Here is an 18,628-nt window from a genome sequence, read left to right as displayed (position 1 = left end):
ATGACGGAACAAGTATCCACAAGCAGGTGCGATTCACCGCTACTTCAGGCATTCGTCGACAATCGACTGATTCTGGTCAAGATTGCAGCCCGCATTACCGGCTGCCGGTCACGCGCCGAAGATGTGGTGCAGGATGCGTTCTTCCGACTGCAATCGGCCCCGCCGATCACGTCGTCGATCAAGGCCCAGCTGAGTTATCTGTTCCAGATCGTGCGCAACCTGGCGATCGATCACTACCGCAAACAGGCGCTGGAGCAGAAGTACGCCGGCCCCGAGGAGGAAGGGTTGAACGTGGTCATTCAGGGCGCTTCGCCGGAAACCTCGCACATCAATTTCTCGACCCTGGAACACATCGCCGACGCGCTGACCGAGCTGCCGGTCCGTACCCGCTATGCGTTCGAGATGTACCGTCTGCACGGCGTGCCGCAGAAGGACATCGCCAAGGAACTCGGCGTTTCGCCGACCCTGGTCAACTTCATGATTCGTGATGCGCTGGTGCATTGCCGCAAGGTATCCGGCAGCCGCGCCGATGCAGTGTCCGCGAACCGTCGCTGATAAAAACGGCCGCAAAAAAAAGATCGCAGCCTTCGTCGAAGGGCTGCGATCTTTTTTGTTGTCAGCGAAATGTCACACCAGCGTGCACCGATCGAAGAACCGTTCGCGCCCAAGGATCATCAGTGCCGCACGCTTGTGCGGGAAGTCGAATTCCTTGTCGCAGTGGAAGCACTGGTTATGCATGTGGCCGATCATCTTCGCGTTGTCGGCACGTGGCTCGGCGACCACACGCTGAGTGCGCGGATCATCCAGAAACAGGTAGTGCACCAGCGCCGACAGCCAGCTCGCCACCTTGTGCGGGCCGCGATGATTTTCTTCCCCGACCAGCATGTGAATGCCGCGATCGTAATTGTCGGCATCGTAGAACGGCGCGATGCGATCTTCCTTGGCCCAGTAGGCTTCGAAATAGGCAAACGGCTGATCATCGAAACAACCGATCAGGGTCAGCGTGTGCGGATCGGCGTCGAGTTTGCTCAGGTACTCGCGATGCTGTTCGAGGCTGCCCTCTTCCTGCCAGAAACTGGCGACTCGCGGGCTGTTCTGCCAGCGATTGAAACGCGCCAGATCCTGCTCGATCTCCACCGTTCGCAGGGAAATCCAGGCACCGAGGCGCGCATCGAAGCGCCGATAAACCTCACCGCGCGGTTTCACCGGTCGCAACGGATGGCGCTTGCCGTTGCTGATAACCATCTGCTGCGGATAACTGCCGGTCAGCGAGGTGCCGAGCCACGGCTGCGGCAGTTGCCAGAACAGCGTGCGCTCACAGCGATATTCACCCGCCACTTCAGTGCTCACCAGCAAACCACTGAGCAAGGCTTCGGTCGGCGCCTGATCCAGTTGCCAGATCAATCGCTGACACGCCGGATCCCGGGCAAACAGCCAATAACAGGCTGCCCACAGCGCCTGGCCCGGCGGCAGTGCGTAGCGTTCATCGATCTGGATCGGCCCCTGACCTTCACGATCAAGGCGCAGGCGAATCAGCGGTTGCCCTTCCAGGCTCAGGCTCAGACGGCTTTCGGTGGCATCGGCTACCAGTTGGCTGCCCGAAGGCAGGGCCAGGGCAGTCAGGTCATTCAGATTGGACATGGGTCGGGCTCACGATAATCGTCGACAGTTCAACGATGGGACGTGAGCCGGGGCGGGAAATTTAGGCCGTTCGGCCAAAACCGCCGGTCATTGATGCGCTACCGGCACCACCGCAATCTTGTACGGATCGAAGATCTTCAGCATCTGCCCGTTGTCGCGCAGGCCTTGCAGCAGCCTGCCGAACGCTTCGCCGGTGATCGGCGCCTTCGGACTGAGAATCGCATAGTGGTGGTAGATCTGGTCGATACGCTGGGACACCAGCAACTCGTCACGCACCTTTTCGTTGCGCAGCAAGTAATCGAACAGATACGAGCGAGTCACCAAGGCAATGTCCGCGCGCCCGCGCAAGACCATCAGCAGGTTGCTGTCGTGGGAATAGGTCAGCGTGGCGCTGTAGGTTTCTGCGAGGTACTTGGGATCGGCGTTGAAATTGGCGAATTCATAGTGATAACCGCTGTACAGCGCCAGCCGTTTGCCCTTGAGATCGGCGAAGTAATTCTGCTGGCGTCCGGGTTTGTTCTGCGCGACGAAAATCTCCGCGTCCTCAAGACCCATGTCGACGGTGGTGTGGGGGATGTCCTTCCAGCCCCACTCCGGATTTTCGAAGATTGCCATGTCGGTGCGGCCATCCTTGAAATCACCGAACCGGCGAGGGATCGAGGTGGGCACCAGTTCGAAACGATAGTCGCTCTGGGCGCTGTTCAAAGCCGCGACCAGTTCCGGCAGCAGGCCGGTGTCGGCGCCGTTTTCCGGGCGAATGGTGTAGGGCGGAAAATGCGCCGCGCCCACCCGAACCACTTGCGCCGCCGGAGCGGGCAATACCCATAATGCAGCCAGCGCTGCGAGCATCAGCCCGGCGGCCATCCGAATTGGCGAAGACTTCAAAACACCCCACTCCCCGAAAAAGTACCGATCATGCATTCAAGCTAGGCGGTTTCGCCAAGTTAGCCAGTTTCCCGGCCCGATAGAAAGCGCCTAGCGCTCTTCGAGCACCAGAATCAGCGCCTCTTCGGCCAGTTGATCCAGGCTCAGACTGCCGCCGGCACGGAACCAGGTGGTGGTCCAGGACAGCGCCCCCGTGAGAAAACGTCGGGTAATGAACACGTCGCCACGGATGAACCCCGCCTCCTTGGCCTCGCCCAGCACTTGCAGCCAGAGGTCTTCATAAATGTCTCGCAGCGCCAGCACTTTGGCCTGGCCATCTTCGGACAGCGAGCGCCACTCATACACCAACACCGCCATCGCTTCGCCGCTGCCGCCCATGATCGACTGCAATTCGCAGCGGATCAGCGCCAGCACCCGCTCACGCACATCGGCGGCTTCGGCAAGGGCTGCGCGCATCAGCGCGGTGTTGTAGCGGATGGTTTCCTCCATCACTGCGCGCAGGATTTCATCCTTGCTCTTGAAGTGATGAAAGATGCTGCCGGACTGAATCCCCACGGCACCGGCCAGATCGCGCACCGTGGTGCGCTCGTAGCCCTTGTTGCGAAACAGGTGGGCCGCCACTTGCAGCAGTTTGCCGCGAGCGCTGTCCGGATCGGTCAGCTGGCCGGCATCGACCAGTTCACGCATGACCCTCAGGGCTTTTTGCTCATCCACCCATTGTCTCCTACAGTCGATCATTCAAGTGTGCCGTACGCCGCAGAAACGGCGGGGTTGCGCGGGCAATTTAAGCCGCCACCCGCGACCAAGCAAGCGCTTGGGCAGAAGAAAACTTCAGGTGTTTACAAACCAAGCGCTTGCTTGGTAGCCTCGATGCACTTCTGTCACAGGTTGCTGAGTCGGAGATCAAAATGCCCACCACGGTTCGCATCGGATGCGCCAGCGCATTCTGGGGAGACACTTCGACCGCCGCTGCGCAGCTCGTGGCCGGGGGACAGCTGGATTATCTGGTCTTCGACTACCTGGCCGAAATAACCATGTCGATCATGGCAGGCGCGCGCATGAAGGATCCGCAGGCCGGATTTGCCGCCGACTTCATCGAAGTCCTCACGCCCCTGCTGCCGCTATTGGCCGAACAGAACATTCGCGTCATCAGCAATGCCGGCGGGGTCAATCCCAAGGCCTGCGCGGCCGCCCTGCAAGCGGCCTGCGACAAGGCTGGCGTAGCACTGAAAATCGCCGTGCTGTCGGGCGATGACCTGCAACCCCAGTTCAAACACCTCGCCTCCCAAGGCATTACGGAAATGTTCAGCGGCGCCCCGCTGCCGCCGATGTGCGTGTCGACCAACGCCTACCTCGGCGCGCCGGGCATCGTCGAAGCCCTGCGCCTGGGTGCCGACATCGTGATCACCGGCCGGGTGGTCGACAGCGCGGTGGTCAGCGCCGCGCTGGTGCATGAATTCGGCTGGTCGTGGCATGACTACGACAAACTCGCGCAAGCCGCCCTGGCCGGGCACATCATCGAATGTGGCGCGCAATGCACCGGCGGTAATTTCACCGACTGGCGCGACGTGCCGGATTACGAGCACATCGGCTTTCCGATCGTCGAAGTCAACGCCGACGGCCAGTTCATCGTCAGCAAACCCGAAGGCTCCGGCGGGCTGGTCACGCCGCTGACCGTCGGCGAGCAGATGCTCTACGAAATCGGTGATCCGCAGGCCTATCTGTTGCCCGATGTGGTCTGCGATTTCAGCCAGGTCAAACTCCAGCAACAAGGCAAAAACGCCGTCCGGGTCCACGGCGCCAAAGGCTTGCCGCCCAGCGACCAATACAAGGTCAGCGCCACGTATCCGGATGGTTTCCGCTGCACCGCCAGTTGCCTGATCGCCGGCATCGATGCCGCGGAAAAAGCCCGGCGCGTCAGTCGGGCGATCCTCGACAAGACTTCGGAAATGCTCGAACAAAAAGGCTTGGGACCGTACACCGAAACCGATGTCGAACTGCTCGGCAGCGAAGCCACCTACGGCCCTCACGGCCAGCGCCGGGACAGCCGCGAAGTGGTGATCAAACTCGCCGTGCGCCACCCGAACAAACAGGCGCTGATCTTGTTCTCCCGCGAGATCGCCCAGGCCGCCACCGGCATGGCGCCGGGCCTGACCGGCATCGTCGGCGGGCGGCCGACGGTGTATCCGTTGATCCGGCTGTTCTCGTTCCTGATCGACAAAAGCGCCTGCACCTTGCAGATCGACATCGCCGGCGAATCTCACCCGTTCACCCTGCCCGCCCCCGCCACCCTCGACAGTCAGGATCTGCCCCTGCCCCACGAAACGCCTAAACCCCAGGGCCGCGCCGACGCGAGTGTGCCGCTGGTGAAACTGGCCGTGGCGCGTTCCGGCGACAAGGGCAATCACAGCAACATTGGCGTCATGCCGCGTCGTCCGGAATACCTACCGTGGATCGCCGAGGCGCTGACCCCGGCGGTGGTCGTCGACTGGATGAGCCATGTCCTCGATCCGATTCACGGCCGGGTCGAACGCTGGTATCTGCCCGGCACCCACAGCCTCAACTTCCTGCTGGAAAACGCCCTCGGTGGCGGCGGCGTGGCGAGCCTGCGCATCGACCCGCAAGGCAAGGCTTTCGCCCAGCAATTACTGGAAATCCAGATCCCGGTGCCGCAAAGCATCGCCGAACAGTTCGACTAGAGGATTGGCAGCATGGCGTTCGAATCGATTTTCAGGGCTGATCTGTTCAGCGGTCAGACCGTCATCGTCACCGGGGGCGGCAGTGGCATCGGGCGTTGCACCGCCCATGAACTGGCGGCGCTGGGGGCCAACGTGGTGCTGGTCGGGCGCAAACCGGAAAAGCTGCAAACCGTCGCCGCCGAAATTGCCGAGGACGGCGGTCGGGCGCACTGGCAGGCCTGCGATATCCGTGACGAAGAAGCGGTGAAGGCGCTGGTCAGCGAACTGATCCGTGAACACGGGCCGATCCACGGACTGGTCAACAATGCCGGCGGGCAGTACCCGTCGCCCCTGGCCTCGATCAATCAGAAAGGCTTCGAAACCGTACTGCGCACCAATCTGGTCGGCGGCTTCCTGATGGCCCGGGAAGTGTTCAATCAATCGATGAGCAAACACGGCGGCAACATCGTCAACATGCTCGCCGACATGTGGGGCGGCATGCCCGGCATGGGCCACTCCGGCGCCGCACGGTCGGGCATGGACAACTTCACCAAAACAGCGGCGTTCGAATGGGGTTATGCCGGGGTTCGGGTGAATGCGGTGGCGCCGGGCTGGATCGCGTCCAGCGGCATGGACACCTATGAAGGTGCGTTCAAAGCCGTGATCCCGACCCTGCGCGAACACGTGCCGCTCAAGCGTATCGGCACCGAATCAGAGGTCAGCGCGGCGATCGTGTTTCTGCTCAGCCCGGCTGCCGCGTTCATCAGCGGCAGCACCTTGCGCATCGACGGCGCGGCCAGCCTGGGCAACCGCGCATGGCCGTTGCACAAGGCGACCCACAGCGAATCCTTCAACGGTTTTCACCGGGCCTACATGCCAGACGTTTTGAAGGACAAGGAGTAAGCCATGCCGCAGATCCAGTCCCAACTCGACCCGCACAGCGAAGCCTTCGCCCGCAATCGCGCAGCGATGCTCGCCGCCATCGAGCAAGTCCAGCAGCTCGAACAGAACCTGCTGAACAAGGCTGCCGAAGCCAAACCGAAATTCGACAAACGCGGACAATTGCTGCCCCGTGAGCGCCTGAATCTGCTGCTCGACCCCGGCGCGCCGTTCCTCGAACTGGCGAGCCTGGCCGGCTACAAACTCCACGACGACAAGGACGGCAGCTCGGCGGGTGGTGGCTTGATCGCCGGCATCGGTTACGTGTCCGGTGTGCGCGCCTTGATCGTGGCGAACAACAGCGCGATCAAGGGCGGGACGATCTCACCGTCGGGCCTGAAAAAATCCCTGCGCCTGCAACAGATCGCCCAGGAAAACAAACTGCCGGTCATCACCCTCGCCGAAAGCGGCGGCGCCAACCTCAATTACGCGGCGGAGATTTTCGTCGAAGGCGCACGCAGCTTTGCCAATCAGGCGCGGATGTCGGCCATGGGGCTGCCGCAGATCACCGTGGTGCACGGCTCGGCCACCGCCGGCGGCGCGTATCAGCCGGGGCTGTCGGATTACGTGGTGGTGGTGCGCGGCAAGGCCAAGCTGTTTCTTGCCGGCCCGCCGTTGCTTAAAGCCGCAACCGGTGAAGTCGCCACCGACGAAGAACTGGGTGGTGCCGAGATGCACGCGCAAGTCGCCGGCACCGCCGAATACCTGGCCGAAAACGATGCCGACGGCGTGCGTCAGGTGCGGGAAATCGTCAGCCTGCTGAACTGGAACGAGCAAATACCGTGGCTGCCCGAGCCGCAATTCAAAGAGCCGCTGTACCCCATCGACGAACTCCTCGGGCTGATCCCGGACGACCCGAAAAAACCCTACGACGTGCGCGAAATCATTGCGCGGATCGCCGATGAATCACGCTTCCTGGAATTCAAAGGCGAGTTCGATCAGCAGACCGTTTGTGGCCACCTGAAAATTCAGGGCCGCGCCTGCGGTTTCATCGGCAACAACGGCCCGATCACGCCCAACGGCGCGAGCAAGGCGGCGCAGTTCATTCAACTGTGCGACCAGAGCCAGACGCCGCTGCTGTTTTTCCACAACACCACCGGGTTCATGGTCGGCACCGAATCGGAACAGCACGGCGTGATCAAGCATGGCTCGAAATTGATCCAGGCCGTGGCCAATGCGCGGGTGCCGAAACTGACGATAGTGGTCGGCGGCTCCTACGGCGCGGGCAACTACGCGATGTGCGGACGCGGGCTTGATCCGCGTTTCATCTTCGCCTGGCCCAACAGCCGCACCGCCGTGATGGGTGGCGCCCAGGCCGGCAAGGTGTTGCGCATCGTCACCGAAGCCAAACAGCTCAAGGACGGCCTGGTGCCCGACCCGAAAATGCTCGACATGCTGGAGCAGGTCACCGCGCAGAAACTCGACAGCCAGTCCACCGCCCTCTACGGCAGCGCTAACCTGTGGGATGACGGGCTGATCGATCCGCGCGACACCCGCACCCTGCTCGGCTACCTGCTGGACATCTGCCACGAAGCCGACGTACGCAGGCTGCAACCCAACAGCTTCGGCGTCAGCCGGTTCTGATCGCCTCGGATCAAAGGAGAACAACAACAATGATCTTCACCCCGGAACACGAAGCTCTGCGCCGCACCGTCCGCCAGTTCGTCGAGCACGAGATCAACCCCCATGTCGATGAATGGGAAAAGGCCGGGCGCTTTCCGATCCACGAGATTTTCCGCAAGGCCAGCGACCTCGGTCTGCTGGGGATTTCCAAGCCGGAAAAATTCGGCGGCATGGGTCTGGATTACAGCTATTCGATCGTCGCGGCCGAAGAGTTCGGCACCATCCACTGCGGCGGCATTCCGATGTCGATCGGCGTGCAGACCGACATGTGCACTCCGGCCCTCGCCCGCTTCGGTTCCGATGAGTTGCGCGAAGAGTTTCTGCGCCCAGCCATCACTGGCGAGCAGGTCGGCTGCATCGGTGTCTCGGAAGTCGGCGCCGGCTCCGATGTCGCCGGGCTCAAGACCACCGCGCGCAAGGATGGCGACGACTATGTGATCAACGGCAGCAAGATGTGGATCACCAACTCGCCGAGCGCCGACTTCATCTGCCTGCTGGCCAACACCTCGGACGACAAGCCGCACATCAACAAATCGCTGATCATGGTGCCGATGAACACGCCGGGTATCAGCCTCAGTTCGCACCTGGACAAGCTCGGCATGCGCAGCTCGGAAACCGCCCAGGTGTTTTTCGACAACGTGCGCGTGCCCCAGCGCAATCGCATCGGCCATGAGGGCGCCGGGTTCATGATGCAGATGCTGCAGTTCCAGGAAGAACGCCTGTTCGGCGCGGCCAACATGATCAAGGGCCTGGAATACTGCGTCGACAGCACCATCGAGTACTGCAAGGAACGCAAGACCTTCGGCAATGCGCTGATCGACAACCAGGTGATCCACTTCCGCCTCGCCGAATTGCAGACCGAAATCGAATGCCTGCGGGCGCTGGTCTATCAGGCCACCGAGCAGTACGTGAAAGGCCAGGACGTCACCCGACTGGCCTCGATGGCCAAGCTCAAGGCCGGACGCCTCGGCCGTGAAGTCAGCGACAGCTGCCTGCAATACTGGGGCGGCATGGGCTTCATGTGGGACAACCCGGTGGCCCGCGCCTACCGCGACGTGCGGCTGGTATCGATTGGCGGCGGCGCCGACGAAATCATGCTGGGCATCATCTGCAAACTGATGGGCATTCTGCCGGGGAAAAAGAAATGAGCGCCCTGCCCGATTGCCAGACGCTGCTGCTGGAACGGCACAACGGCGTGTTGCACATCACCCTCAATCGCCCGGAAAGCCGCAACGCCATGAGCCTGCAAATGGTCGCCGAGTTGCGCGCCGTGCTGGCCAGCGTGCGCGATGATCGCAGCGTTCGCGCACTGGTGCTCAGCGGTGCCGGCGGGCATTTCTGTGCCGGCGGCGACATCAAGGACATGGCCAACGCCCGCGCCCAGGGCAGCGATGCCTATCGCGAATTGAACCGAGCGTTCGGGTTGTTGCTGGAAGAAGCGCAGCACACGCCGCAAGTGCTGATCACGGTGTTGCAGGGCGCGGTGCTCGGGGGCGGCTTCGGGCTGGCCTGTGTCAGCGATATCGCCATCGCCGATCATCAGGCGCAATTCGGTTTGCCGGAGACCAGTCTCGGCCTGCTACCGGCGCAGATCGCGCCGTTTGTGGTGCAGCGCATCGGCCTGACCGAGACCCGACGCCTGGCCCTGACCGCCGCCCGTTTCGACGGCCATCAGGCCCGGCGTCTGGGGCTGGTGCATTTTGTCGAGCAGGATCCACAGGCGCTCGCCGAGCGACTGGATGAAGTGCTCGACCATGTCCTGTGCTGCGCCCCCGAAGCGAATGCCGTGACGAAAAAACTGCTGCTGGCCAGCGCCGGCCAGCCGTCGAGTGAACTGCTGGACGAAGCCGCGCAGTGGTTCAGCGAAGCGGTGACCGGTGCCGAAGGCATCGAAGGCACGATGGCGTTTGTGCAAAAGCGCAAACCGAGGTGGGCCCCTTAGAAGCATCGCGGGCAAGCCCGCTCCCACAGTTTTTGTGAGCACCACTGAATCCTGTGGGAGCGGGCTTGCCCGCGATGAGGCCCTTCAATCCACCGCCAACATTCAGGAAAAACCACCATGCCCGTCATCCATAAAATCCTGATCGCCAACCGCGGTGAAATCGCCTGCCGCATCCAGCGCACCGCCCAGGCCCTCGGTTATCGCACCGTCGCCGTTTTCAGCGATGCCGACGCTGACGCACTGCATGTCCAAATGGCGGACGAGGCCGTGAACATCGGTCCGGCACCCGTGCAACAGTCCTACCTGAACATCCCGGCCATTCTCGACGCCGCCCGCCGCAGCGGCGCCGACGCCATCCATCCGGGCTACGGTTTTCTCTCGGAAAATGCCGAATTCGCCCGCGCCTGCAAACAGGCCGGCCTGACCTTCATCGGCCCCAGCGTCGAAGCCATCGAACTGATGGGCAGCAAACGCCAATCGAAAATCGCCATGCTCGCCGCCGGTGTGCCATGTATCGCCGGCTATCAAGGTGCCGAGCAGGACGACGCAACCCTGACACGCGAAGCTGAACGCATCGGTTATCCATTGATGATCAAGGCCAGCGCCGGCGGTGGCGGACGCGGCATGCGGCTGGTGCACAGCGCCGAAGAATTGCCGGCGCAATTGCGCACGGCGCGCTCCGAAGCCTTGAACGGATTCGGTAGCGATGAACTGATCCTCGAACAGGCGCTGATCGAGCCGCGCCATGTCGAAGTTCAGCTGTTCGGCGATCACCACGGCCAGCTGATCTACCTCGGTGAGCGCGACTGTTCGATTCAGCGCCGCCATCAGAAAGTCATTGAAGAAGCGCCCTGCCCGGTGATGACCGAAGAACTGCGCCAGGCGATGGGCGAAGCGGCACTCAAGGCCGGGCGTGCGGTGAACTATGTCGGTGCCGGCACTGTAGAATTCCTGCTCGACACTGATGGCCGGTTCTACTTTCTGGAGATGAACACCCGGTTGCAGGTCGAGCACCCGGTGACTGAATTGATTACCGGGCTGGACCTGGTGGCATGGCAACTGTCGATCGCCGAAGGTCAGCCGCTGCCGCTGACCCAGGCACAGGTGAAACTCGATGGCCACGCGATGGAAGTGCGCCTCTACGCCGAAGATCCGACCCAGGGTTTTCTTCCACAGACCGGGCGTGTCGAAGCCTGGGCGCCGGCACTGGATCGCGGCTCACGGATTGATCACGGGCTGATCGAAGGGCAGTCGATCTCACCGTTCTACGACCCGATGCTCGGCAAACTGATTGCTCATGGCGCAACCCGTGAAGAGGCCCGGCGCAAACTGCTATGCGCGGTGCAGGACAGCGTGTTGCTTGGCGTGCAAAGCAATCAGCGGTTGCTCGCCAGCCTGTTGCAGCATCCGCAATTCATCAGCGGCGAGTTCGGTACTGGCTTCATCCCTCAACATTTCGCCGATCACGATTGCCTGCACGCCTATTCGCCCAGTAACGAAGAGCTGGCCATCGCGGTGCTGCTGTTTTACCGATCCGCCGCACAGCAACACCGCGCCACGTTGTCCGGATGGCGCAACAACGCCGGTGCGCCGTTGCTCTATCGCATCGGTCTCGACGCCCGCGACTGGAACGTGCAACTGCGCGCCAGCCCGGACAACACGTTTGAAGTGCAGGTTGCGGAGCGCGTTATCGAACTCAAACTGATCGAGCACACCGCCGGGGCCGTGACGCTGGAGGTCGATGGCCTGCGCCAGCGCCGCGCTTATCGCCTGTGCGACGAGCAGCTCTGGCTGTTCACCCATCCCGGCAGCCTGCACCTGGTGGATCGAACTCACGCGGTGATCGACAGTCAGACCAGCGTCAGTTCCGGCACGTTGAAAGCCCCGATGGATGGCGCCATCATCGATGTGCTCGTCAGCGAAGGCAGCACGGTCAGCAAGGGCCAACTGCTGGTGGTGCTGGAAGCGATGAAAATGGAGCATCCGCTCAAGGCCGGCATCGACGGCGTGCTCAAGCGGGTGCAGGTCAAGGTCGGCGATCAGGTAAAAAATCGTCAGGTTCTGTTGCAGGTCGAGTAGTCGCCGCGCGCATTCGCAAGGTTTGACTACGCTCTGAATAATCAGGACGCGGAAATCAGGAACCCTGCGATGCCCCATTGGCTGGTCATAGATCTGGAAGCCACCACCGATGAGGGTGGCTGGCCGGTTACGGAAATGGAGATCATCGAGATCGGCGCGACCCTGGTGGATCGCGCGGGTCGCGAGCAGGATCACTTTCAGCGCTTCGTCAAACCGACGCGGCGCCCCTTGTTGACGCCGTTTTGCCGCGAACTCACGCACATCACCCAGGCCAACATCGACGCGGCGCAGCCGTTGAGCGAAGTGTGGCCGGCCTTCGAGCGCTGGCTCGGTCAGCACCAGACGCGCCTTGAAGGCTGGGCCAGTTGGGGCGATTACGACCGCAAGCAGTTGCTTCAGGAATGGCAGCGACTGCAACTCGACAGCGCGCTGAGCCGGGTGCCGCACATGAACCTGAAACAGCGCTTTGCCAAGGCCCGACGCCTCGAACGGCCGCTGGGCCTCAATGGCGCGTTGCAACTGGCGGGCATGCAGTTCACCGGCCAGCAGCATCGAGCGCTGGAGGATGCGCGCAATACCGCACGCCTGTTGCCACTGGTATTGCCACTCTAGACAGATGACGACGCCCGGAGCCTTGTGCATACTGGCCGCCCCTTTTTGACCCTTTTAAGCCCTTTTCGAGAGGAATCGCCCATGTTTAAAGTCAACGAGTACTTCGACGGCACCGTCAAGTCGATCGCTTTTGGCACTGCTGAAGGCCCTGCGACCATCGGCGTCATGGCCCCGGGCGAATACGAATTCGGCACCAGCCAGCGTGAAATCATGCACGTGGTTTCGGGCGCACTGACCGTCAAACTGCCGGACAGCAGCGACTGGGAAACTTTCGCTGCCGGTAGCCAGTTCAACGTGCCAGCCAACAGCAAGTTCCAGCTGAAAGTCGCCGTCGACACCGCCTACCTATGCGAATACCGCGGCTGAAACCCCGGTTTCCTGCGGTCATGAAAAATGCCCGTGTCCAAGGACACGGGCATTTTTCGTTTCAGGAGCGGTTATTCGAGGATTTCCACCGGCATGCCGATTTCAAGCCGGCCATTGCTGTCATTGACCAGGTTCTGGCCAAACATCGCGCCGTCGGCCTGGGCGCGGGTCTTCTGTAAGGTTGCCAGCGGCTCGCGGTCAGCGCTGCGCTCACCGGTCTGCGGATCGATCGTGGTGAGAATGCACCGCGAGCAGGACTTGACCACGCGGAACTCGACATCGCCGATCCGAATCCGCTTCCAGCCATCCTCGGCGTAAGCATCACTGCCTTCGATCACCAGATTCGGCCGGAACCGCAGCATTTCCAGAGGGCGCCCGACTTCCTGCGACAGGTGTTGCAGTGATGCCTCACCAATCAGCAACAGTGGAAAGCCGTCGGCGAACGCCACTTGATCGTCGTCGTTGCCGTACCCGGCCTGAGTCGTACGAGCGCGTTCAAGCGGCACTTGCACCAGGCGCGTCGGTTTGCCGATGAAATCGCTGACCCAACGGGCCGCCTCCTCACCGGCATCCGGTACGCGCAAGGTATCGCGCCAGATGGTTACGCCACGCAGGTCGTCGTCACCGCCAGGCAAGGCGACATCGATTGCCGAATGCCCCGGCGCGCTGAGCGTCAGGCCGCCAGTGGCATTCCATAGCGCCGAGAGCTGGCTCATTTTCGCTTCGGCACGCTGGGTCAGGAACCGTCCGCTGGCCTCGTCCACCAGCATCCAGCGTCGGTCGCCCTCAAGCCCCAGTTTGTCCAGGCCAATCCCTTGCAGGACCTCGCCCTTGGCGGATTTCAACGGGTAACGATAAAGCGCGCTCAGACGCAGCATGGCCAGCTCCCTGGTGGGTCAAAAACGCCACCCTATACGAGCTTTGTCAGCGAATCAAAGGCTGACGCGAGGTCAGCCTCGACAGGTTGATCAGGCCGGTACTTCGTCGAGCATCAAACGCTGGCGCACCACGTCGACCAATTTGTCCGGCTGGAACTTGGAGAGGAAATTGTCGCACCCGACCTTCTTCACCATCGAATCGTTGAAGCTGCCAGACAGCGAAGTGTGCAGCACCACATACAGGCCACGCAGGCGCGGGTCGTTGCGGATTTCGGTGGTCAGGCGATAGCCGTCCATCTCCGGCATTTCGGCGTCGGTGAACACCATCAGCAGTTTGTCGGTCATGTTCACCCCGGTGTCCGCCCAGGCCTTGAGCATGTTCAGGGCTTTCAGGCCGTCGCTGGCGATGTGCATCTTCACGCCCAACTGGCCGAGGGTGTCGCGCAATTGCGAGAGCGCCACGTTGGAGTCGTCCACCAGCAACACTTCGCGGCCACGGGCGCGTTCCAGCACCGGGTCGTCCAGTTTGTCGCGGGAGACCTTGGCGTTGTACGGCACGATTTCGGCGAGGACTTTCTCGACGTCGATGATTTCCACCAGTTGATCGTCGACCTTACTGATGGCTGTCAGGTAATGCTGGCGACCGGCACTGGTCGGCGGCGGCAGAATGGCTTCCCAGTTCATGTTGACGATGCGGTCCACGCCACCGACGAGAAACGCCTGCACCGAACGGTTGTACTCGGTGACGATGATCGTGCTGTTCGGGCCCGGCACCAGCGGGCGCATGCCGATCGCCTGGGACAGGTCGATCACTGGCAGCGTCTGGCCACGCAGGTTGACCACACCGCAGACAAACGGGTGACGCTGGGGCATCAGGGTCAGCTTCGGCAGTTGCAGGACTTCCTGAACCTTGAACACGTTGATCGCGAACAATTGGCGTCCGGCCAGTCGAAACATGAGAATTTCCAGGCGATTCTCACCCACCAGTTGCGTGCGTTGGTCTACCGTGTCGAGAATGCCGGCCATCAATGACTCCTGGGCTTGTTCTGATGAATTCACTATTGGGGGTTATCGGCTGAATCTGGCGGATCTTGATCCCGTCACAAATCACCAACAAAATGCCATGCACAAGCATTGATGTCACATTAACATCATGCTTTACTGGCTCGGTGAAATCATCTGCTACATTCTCTTCGGCGCGACCCCGATTTGCGCCACAGGTTCCCGTGCCTAAGGGAATCCCCTAGTGACAATCAGGCCCAACCTGATGTTCGCGATATCCAATAGCCATTAATGTGACGCCATTCTCATTGCATGAACGGAGTCAGGCTATTGTGTGCGATCGCAGTTCAGTGGAAACACATCCTCTTGAAACCCCAGGTCTGTGCCAATGCACACCGGGGCGCGGTCTCGCGACGGTTCACGATCGTCGACACACACGGCATTCCCTCATCAGACATGACGTGGTGGAGATAAGCATGCCGAACGACCGTAGTGACTGGGCGCAGCGGTTCCCCGAATTTCTCGTCGAGGCTGAAACGCTCCTGGCCAAGTCTGAAGAATGCCTCAGTCACTTGCAGCTGATCAGCAATGACAGGGACGCGATTGACTGCATGCTCAGTACTCTCCTCAAATTGGCAAACAAGGCCGATGCCCTGGCACTTGAGGCGATATCCGAATTTTCCCTGCACCTGCATGGCCTGCTCACCCAGGTTCAGGATCATGTGGATCTGCATGCGCAGGCCCTGGAAGCACTGAAAGACTGCTTCACCCTGATGGCCTGGCAACTGGAACTGGTTGACCCGAGTACCGGCCAATTAGGCTTGGATGAAAGCGAGCAGGCGTCGCTGATCGAAGCCTTTGCCTGCCAGGTCGGCCAGACCCACTTTCAATTGCCGCACACTGGCAAGTCCCTGACCCTCGTAGCCTGGTCGGAACGGCAAGCGTAATCGGGCACGCCTTGGGCCGTTTGAGCCGGTCAGCTTTCGCAGTCGAATGTCGCTAATGAATAGTTCATGCCTGCCTGCGACACCCCCCAATAAATAATTACGCTCACTGAATGCAGACTACCCTCTGCTGATATCAGGGTTTTCCTGTGTAAAAGAAAACTTGCGACCGCATCGATAATTATCGGATCAGGTATTTCAACTTTCCATTATGGAACCTTCGTCCAACATGGCCTGTTTCCTGACTCTTTGGACATATAGGCCAAACGCGACCAACGGTATGTTAAGTGGTATTATGCCGCCCGTTAGTTGTTTCAGTTAATGGCTTGTGACTTCGATGATCGGTCACCACCGAACTTGGCGCTCAATTATCGATCACTGAACCATTTTGAAATCAACAACCTGAATGACAGTTTTCCAGACAGAGACCGCCAGCCTTTCTGACCGGTCTGCCCGCAGCGAACATCCATTGGCTCCATCCGCTATGTACGCCAGCCTCAAGTCAATCACCACATGGCCTCCCTCCCGAGAAAATGCCCGCAGGTTCACACTTCTGCTGTGTACAGGCTCGGCTCTGGGCAGTCTGTTGACCTATGGATTGTCAGCGCAGCTGCCGCTCGGCCTGCTGCTGATCAATGTGGCGGCTGCGGGCTGCGTCTGGACACAACATCGCCTGTCGCGCAAATCCATCAAGTTCCAGCCTCAGGAACTGGCCGACCGTTTGCTGGAAGTCCAGGAAAACGAGCGCCATCGCCTGAGCCGTGAACTGCATGACGATATCGGCCAGTTGCTGACGGCCGCCAAACTGCAAAGCGAATGGCTCAAGCGTCGCTTGCCCGCGGACATGCAGGAACACTGTTCGGTACTTTGCGAGACGCTGGAAGAAACCCTCAATAAAGTGCGCGACGTTTCGGCCATTCTCAACCCGCGGCAATTGACCAGCCTTGGTCTGGAAGCGAGCCTGCGTGCACACCTGCTCAAGGTACTGACCAATACTTCGGTGCACTGGAGTCTGGACTGCCAGCAGCGCCTGAATGGAATCCCCGAAGAAATGGCCGTCGCCGCCTTTCGCATCACTCAGGAAGCGGTGACCAACATCCTTCGCCACGCGCAGGCCAAAAACCTGTTGATCCGCGTGCAACGCCTGCCGCAGGGTCTGACCCTGCTGATCAGCGATGATGGTCTGGGATTTTCCCCGGCGGCCAATCCAGGTCGTGAAGGACAACGGGGCATGGCCGGGATGGCCGAACGCATCGAGCAACTGGGCGGCACACTCAGTGTGACCAGCGAGCCCGGCAAAGGTACTCAAATCGAAGCACTATTCCCCTGGGCGCCCCGTGCACTCGAGCGGGCCAGTACGAATAAGGTTATGCGTTGACTTGTAACTTACTTCTGGTGGATGACCACTCGCTGATCAGGGCCGGCGTGCGCGCCCTGGTGCTGGATATTCCCGGTTATGCGGTCATCGGCGAGGCCAATGACGGCTCGCAGCTGCTCGAAATGGTCGAGCTGCTGTCTCCCGATATAGTGTTGCTGGACATTTCCATGAAAGAAACCGGCGGTCTGGAAGCCCTGCAGCGACTCAGACGCGTACGCCCGCACGCCAAAGTGCTGATTCTGTCGATGCACACCGACCCCGCGCTGATCATGCAGGCGCTGGAGTCCGGCGCTCACGGCTACCTGCTCAAGGACACCACGGCCACCGAGCTCGAACATGCACTCGAAGCGCTGCGCAACAACGAGCGCTACTTGAGCCCAGCCATCGCCCATACCGTGATCAACCAGGCGCTGACCCGTAACCTGAAGCAGCAACCGGAAGTCGCCGAGTCGCACAACCTGACAGCACGCCAACTGGAAATCCTGCGCCTCATCGTGCGCGGCAAGTCCACGCGGGAAATCGCCAACGGGCTGGGCTTGAGCATCAAGACGGTCGAAACCCACCGTTCGCAGATCATGAAACGCCTGCAGATCTACGATGTGGCGGGTCTGGTGCTGTTTGCCGTGCGCGAACAGATCATCAGTCTGGATGACTGATCCGGTGTGTTGCGCCCAATAGCGGCGAGTCGTTGGGCAAATGCACGCGCAACGCCCCCGGACGCGCTGCAAACCGCAGACTGTCGCCTTGCAGTGGCTCACCGTCGAGATTGATGCAAAGCCCTTCAGCGACCTTGATTTCAACCCACGGCAACCGGGTACGCACGAACATGTTGTCGATGCCGAACCCGTCACTGAGCAGATTTTTCAGCGTGCCGACCAGTTCCTGTGGCGCCGGCAGGATGCTGATATCCAGAAGACCGTCGTCCACCAGCGCTTCCGGGCACAACACATGTCCGCCACCGGCCTGACGGCCATTGCCGATCCCCAGCGCCAGAAGCTCGCCACGCCAGTGAAAATCCGGCCCCTGCAATTCACCATAAGCAGCATGCAGCTCACTGAACCGCGATAAACCGGTGAACAGATAGGCCGCACCGCCCAGCACTTTCTTCAGATCTTCCGACGTGTTGGCTGTTACTTGGCTGCCGAATCCGCCGGTGGCCATGTTCAGGAAGATCTGCCCGCCGACTTCACCCAGATCAATGTCATGGGCGGGCGCCTCAAGCAATTCGAGCGCTTCGGCCGGCTCCAGCGGAATAGCCGCCGCGCGGGAAAAGTCGTTGGCTGTTCCCAGCGGCAACAGCACCAGACTGGCCTTGCCCGGTTGCTTCGCCAGCGCTTCGGCGATGTCGCGCAGAGTGCCATCCCCACCACCGGCGATGATCTGACGGTATCCCGCCGCCAGTGCCTCCTCCACCAGCCGCTGGGCATCACCGGCCTCCCAGGTCAGGCGCACAGCCAGTTTCCAACCCTGCTTTCGCTTGTTCTCGACAGCGGCACGAACCGCCTCGTTGAGTGCCTGCTTGCCATGCAGAATCAACAGTGCCTTACGTTCACTCATTGCGGTTACTCCCGGAATTGAATCAGTACGAAACATCTTGACCCTCAACGCGGGTAAAAAAGTCGCACACGTTCTGATTAATTCCTGAAGCTCCTTCTGCCTGT

The 18,628-nt window shown here is 60.9% G+C and carries 18 protein-coding genes; 12 read left to right on the top strand and 6 right to left on the bottom strand.

Translation table 11 applies throughout. The annotated features are described in order from the left end of the window. A complete protein-coding gene (locus ACODTD_RS20980; RefSeq protein ID WP_007955779.1) occupies nt 1-555 on the top strand; it encodes an RNA polymerase factor sigma-70 in 555 nt (184 codons plus the stop codon). A gap of 72 nt (nt 556-627) precedes the next feature. Here ACODTD_RS20980 and ACODTD_RS20975 read toward each other — a convergent pair whose 3' ends face one another. The 3 genes from ACODTD_RS20975 to ACODTD_RS20965 form a co-directional block, all read right to left on the bottom strand. Then, nucleotides 628-1,641: a GNAT family N-acetyltransferase gene (locus ACODTD_RS20975; protein WP_489105149.1), complete on the bottom strand. Its 1,014-nt coding sequence runs from the start codon at nt 1,639-1,641 to the stop codon at nt 628-630. 87 nt (nt 1,642-1,728) lie between these two features. Then, complete coding sequence (locus ACODTD_RS20970; RefSeq protein ID WP_080511040.1) at nt 1,729-2,526, bottom strand: substrate-binding periplasmic protein; 798 nt, start codon at nt 2,524-2,526, stop codon at nt 1,729-1,731. Nucleotides 2,527-2,616: 90 nt separating this feature from the next. Then, nucleotides 2,617-3,240, bottom strand: coding sequence for a TetR/AcrR family transcriptional regulator (locus ACODTD_RS20965; RefSeq protein WP_041475382.1), 624 nt, complete (start codon nt 3,238-3,240; stop codon nt 2,617-2,619). Between the two features lie 194 nt (nt 3,241-3,434). Here ACODTD_RS20965 and ACODTD_RS20960 point away from each other — a divergent pair, with 194 nt between their 5' ends. The 8 genes from ACODTD_RS20960 (at nt 3,435) to ppnP (ending at nt 12,765) form a co-directional block, all read left to right on the top strand. Continuing rightward, on the top strand, nt 3,435-5,225 hold the full coding sequence (locus ACODTD_RS20960; RefSeq protein WP_489105148.1) for an acyclic terpene utilization AtuA family protein: 1,791 nt from the start codon (nt 3,435-3,437) through the stop codon (nt 5,223-5,225). Nucleotides 5,226-5,237: 12 nt separating this feature from the next. Beyond that, nucleotides 5,238-6,107, top strand: a complete 870-nt coding sequence (locus ACODTD_RS20955; protein ID WP_011335261.1) for an SDR family oxidoreductase — start codon at nt 5,238-5,240, stop codon at nt 6,105-6,107. 3 nt (nt 6,108-6,110) lie between these two features. After that, the gene (gene atuC, locus ACODTD_RS20950; protein WP_489105147.1) at nt 6,111-7,727 is read left to right on the top strand and encodes a geranyl-CoA carboxylase subunit beta; all 1,617 of its coding nucleotides are present in this window, start codon (nt 6,111-6,113) and stop codon (nt 7,725-7,727) included. Between the two features lie 29 nt (nt 7,728-7,756). Continuing rightward, entirely contained in the window at nt 7,757-8,914 is a 1,158-nt protein-coding gene (gene atuD, locus ACODTD_RS20945; RefSeq protein ID WP_221616059.1) for a citronellyl-CoA dehydrogenase, read from the top strand. Next, nucleotides 8,911-9,708 carry an enoyl-CoA hydratase/isomerase family protein gene (locus ACODTD_RS20940; protein ID WP_011335263.1) on the top strand — a complete coding sequence of 266 codons (798 nt, stop codon included), beginning with the start codon at nt 8,911-8,913 and terminating at the stop codon, nt 9,706-9,708. Before atuD ends, ACODTD_RS20940 begins: the two co-directional genes overlap by 4 nt. 117 nt (nt 9,709-9,825) lie before the next feature. Further along, a complete protein-coding gene (locus tag ACODTD_RS20935) occupies nt 9,826-11,787 on the top strand; it encodes an acetyl/propionyl/methylcrotonyl-CoA carboxylase subunit alpha (protein ID WP_489105146.1) in 1,962 nt (653 codons plus the stop codon). A gap of 69 nt (nt 11,788-11,856) precedes the next feature. Beyond that, nucleotides 11,857-12,399 carry a 3'-5' exonuclease gene (locus ACODTD_RS20930; protein WP_011335265.1) on the top strand — a complete coding sequence of 181 codons (543 nt, stop codon included), beginning with the start codon at nt 11,857-11,859 and terminating at the stop codon, nt 12,397-12,399. 81 nt (nt 12,400-12,480) lie between these two features. Continuing rightward, entirely contained in the window at nt 12,481-12,765 is a 285-nt protein-coding gene (gene ppnP / locus ACODTD_RS20925; protein WP_007940055.1) for a pyrimidine/purine nucleoside phosphorylase, read from the top strand. A 71-nt stretch (nt 12,766-12,836) separates the two neighbouring features. On the opposite strand, the gene ACODTD_RS20920 is transcribed toward ppnP, so the two are convergent. Both ACODTD_RS20920 and ACODTD_RS20915 read right to left on the bottom strand, forming a co-directional pair. Continuing rightward, entirely contained in the window at nt 12,837-13,643 is an 807-nt protein-coding gene (locus tag ACODTD_RS20920; RefSeq protein WP_011335267.1) for an MOSC domain-containing protein, read from the bottom strand. Between the two features lie 90 nt (nt 13,644-13,733). Next, nucleotides 13,734-14,669 carry a chemotaxis protein CheV gene (locus tag ACODTD_RS20915; protein WP_003226705.1) on the bottom strand — a complete coding sequence of 312 codons (936 nt, stop codon included), beginning with the start codon at nt 14,667-14,669 and terminating at the stop codon, nt 13,734-13,736. A 452-nt stretch (nt 14,670-15,121) separates the two neighbouring features. On the opposite strand from ACODTD_RS20915, the gene ACODTD_RS20910 reads away from it, so the two are divergent. The 3 genes from ACODTD_RS20910 to ACODTD_RS20900 all read left to right on the top strand — a co-directional run bounded on the left by ACODTD_RS20910 (nt 15,122) and on the right by ACODTD_RS20900 (nt 17,623). Continuing rightward, nucleotides 15,122-15,592, top strand: coding sequence for a hypothetical protein (locus ACODTD_RS20910; protein ID WP_011335268.1), 471 nt, complete (start codon nt 15,122-15,124; stop codon nt 15,590-15,592). Between the two features lie 481 nt (nt 15,593-16,073). Beyond that, complete coding sequence (locus ACODTD_RS20905) at nt 16,074-16,967, top strand: sensor histidine kinase (RefSeq protein ID WP_041475383.1); 894 nt, start codon at nt 16,074-16,076, stop codon at nt 16,965-16,967. After that, the gene (locus ACODTD_RS20900; RefSeq protein ID WP_007955750.1) at nt 16,964-17,623 is read left to right on the top strand and encodes a response regulator; all 660 of its coding nucleotides are present in this window, start codon (nt 16,964-16,966) and stop codon (nt 17,621-17,623) included. The genes ACODTD_RS20905 and ACODTD_RS20900 overlap by 4 nt, the downstream gene beginning before the upstream one ends. Here ACODTD_RS20900 and yegS read toward each other — a convergent pair. Then, nucleotides 17,607-18,524 (bottom strand): lipid kinase YegS, encoded by a 918-nt coding sequence (yegS, locus tag ACODTD_RS20895; protein ID WP_489105145.1) that lies wholly within the window; start codon nt 18,522-18,524, stop codon nt 17,607-17,609. The genes ACODTD_RS20900 and yegS overlap by 17 nt on opposite strands. Nucleotides 18,525-18,628 lie beyond the last annotated feature (104 nt).

The sequence above is a fragment of the Pseudomonas sp. FG35 genome (assembly GCF_057809295.1).
The sequence above is the reverse complement of the archived record's forward strand: the minus strand, read 5'-3'. Positions and strand labels throughout refer to the sequence as shown.

What these genes read in the sequence shown, in the direction of transcription:
- ACODTD_RS20980 (WP_007955779.1), top strand. Translation starts at nt 1, where the DNA reads ATGACGGAACAAGTATCCACAAGCAGGTGCGATTCACCGCTACTTCAG.
- ACODTD_RS20975 (WP_489105149.1), bottom strand. Translation starts at nt 1,641, where the DNA reads ATGTCCAATCTGAATGACCTGACTGCCCTGGCCCTGCCTTCGGGCAGC.
- ACODTD_RS20960 (WP_489105148.1), top strand. Translation starts at nt 3,435, where the DNA reads ATGCCCACCACGGTTCGCATCGGATGCGCCAGCGCATTCTGGGGAGAC.
- ACODTD_RS20955 (WP_011335261.1), top strand. Translation starts at nt 5,238, where the DNA reads ATGGCGTTCGAATCGATTTTCAGGGCTGATCTGTTCAGCGGTCAGACC.
- atuC (WP_489105147.1), top strand. Translation starts at nt 6,111, where the DNA reads ATGCCGCAGATCCAGTCCCAACTCGACCCGCACAGCGAAGCCTTCGCC.
- atuD (WP_221616059.1), top strand. Translation starts at nt 7,757, where the DNA reads ATGATCTTCACCCCGGAACACGAAGCTCTGCGCCGCACCGTCCGCCAG.
- ACODTD_RS20940 (WP_011335263.1), top strand. Translation starts at nt 8,911, where the DNA reads ATGAGCGCCCTGCCCGATTGCCAGACGCTGCTGCTGGAACGGCACAAC.
- ACODTD_RS20935 (WP_489105146.1), top strand. Translation starts at nt 9,826, where the DNA reads ATGCCCGTCATCCATAAAATCCTGATCGCCAACCGCGGTGAAATCGCC.
- ACODTD_RS20930 (WP_011335265.1), top strand. Translation starts at nt 11,857, where the DNA reads ATGCCCCATTGGCTGGTCATAGATCTGGAAGCCACCACCGATGAGGGT.
- ppnP (WP_007940055.1), top strand. Translation starts at nt 12,481, where the DNA reads ATGTTTAAAGTCAACGAGTACTTCGACGGCACCGTCAAGTCGATCGCT.
- ACODTD_RS20920 (WP_011335267.1), bottom strand. Translation starts at nt 13,643, where the DNA reads ATGCTGCGTCTGAGCGCGCTTTATCGTTACCCGTTGAAATCCGCCAAG.
- ACODTD_RS20915 (WP_003226705.1), bottom strand. Translation starts at nt 14,669, where the DNA reads ATGGCCGGCATTCTCGACACGGTAGACCAACGCACGCAACTGGTGGGT.
- ACODTD_RS20910 (WP_011335268.1), top strand. Translation starts at nt 15,122, where the DNA reads ATGCCGAACGACCGTAGTGACTGGGCGCAGCGGTTCCCCGAATTTCTC.
- ACODTD_RS20905 (WP_041475383.1), top strand. Translation starts at nt 16,074, where the DNA reads ATGTACGCCAGCCTCAAGTCAATCACCACATGGCCTCCCTCCCGAGAA.
- yegS (WP_489105145.1), bottom strand. Translation starts at nt 18,524, where the DNA reads ATGAGTGAACGTAAGGCACTGTTGATTCTGCATGGCAAGCAGGCACTC.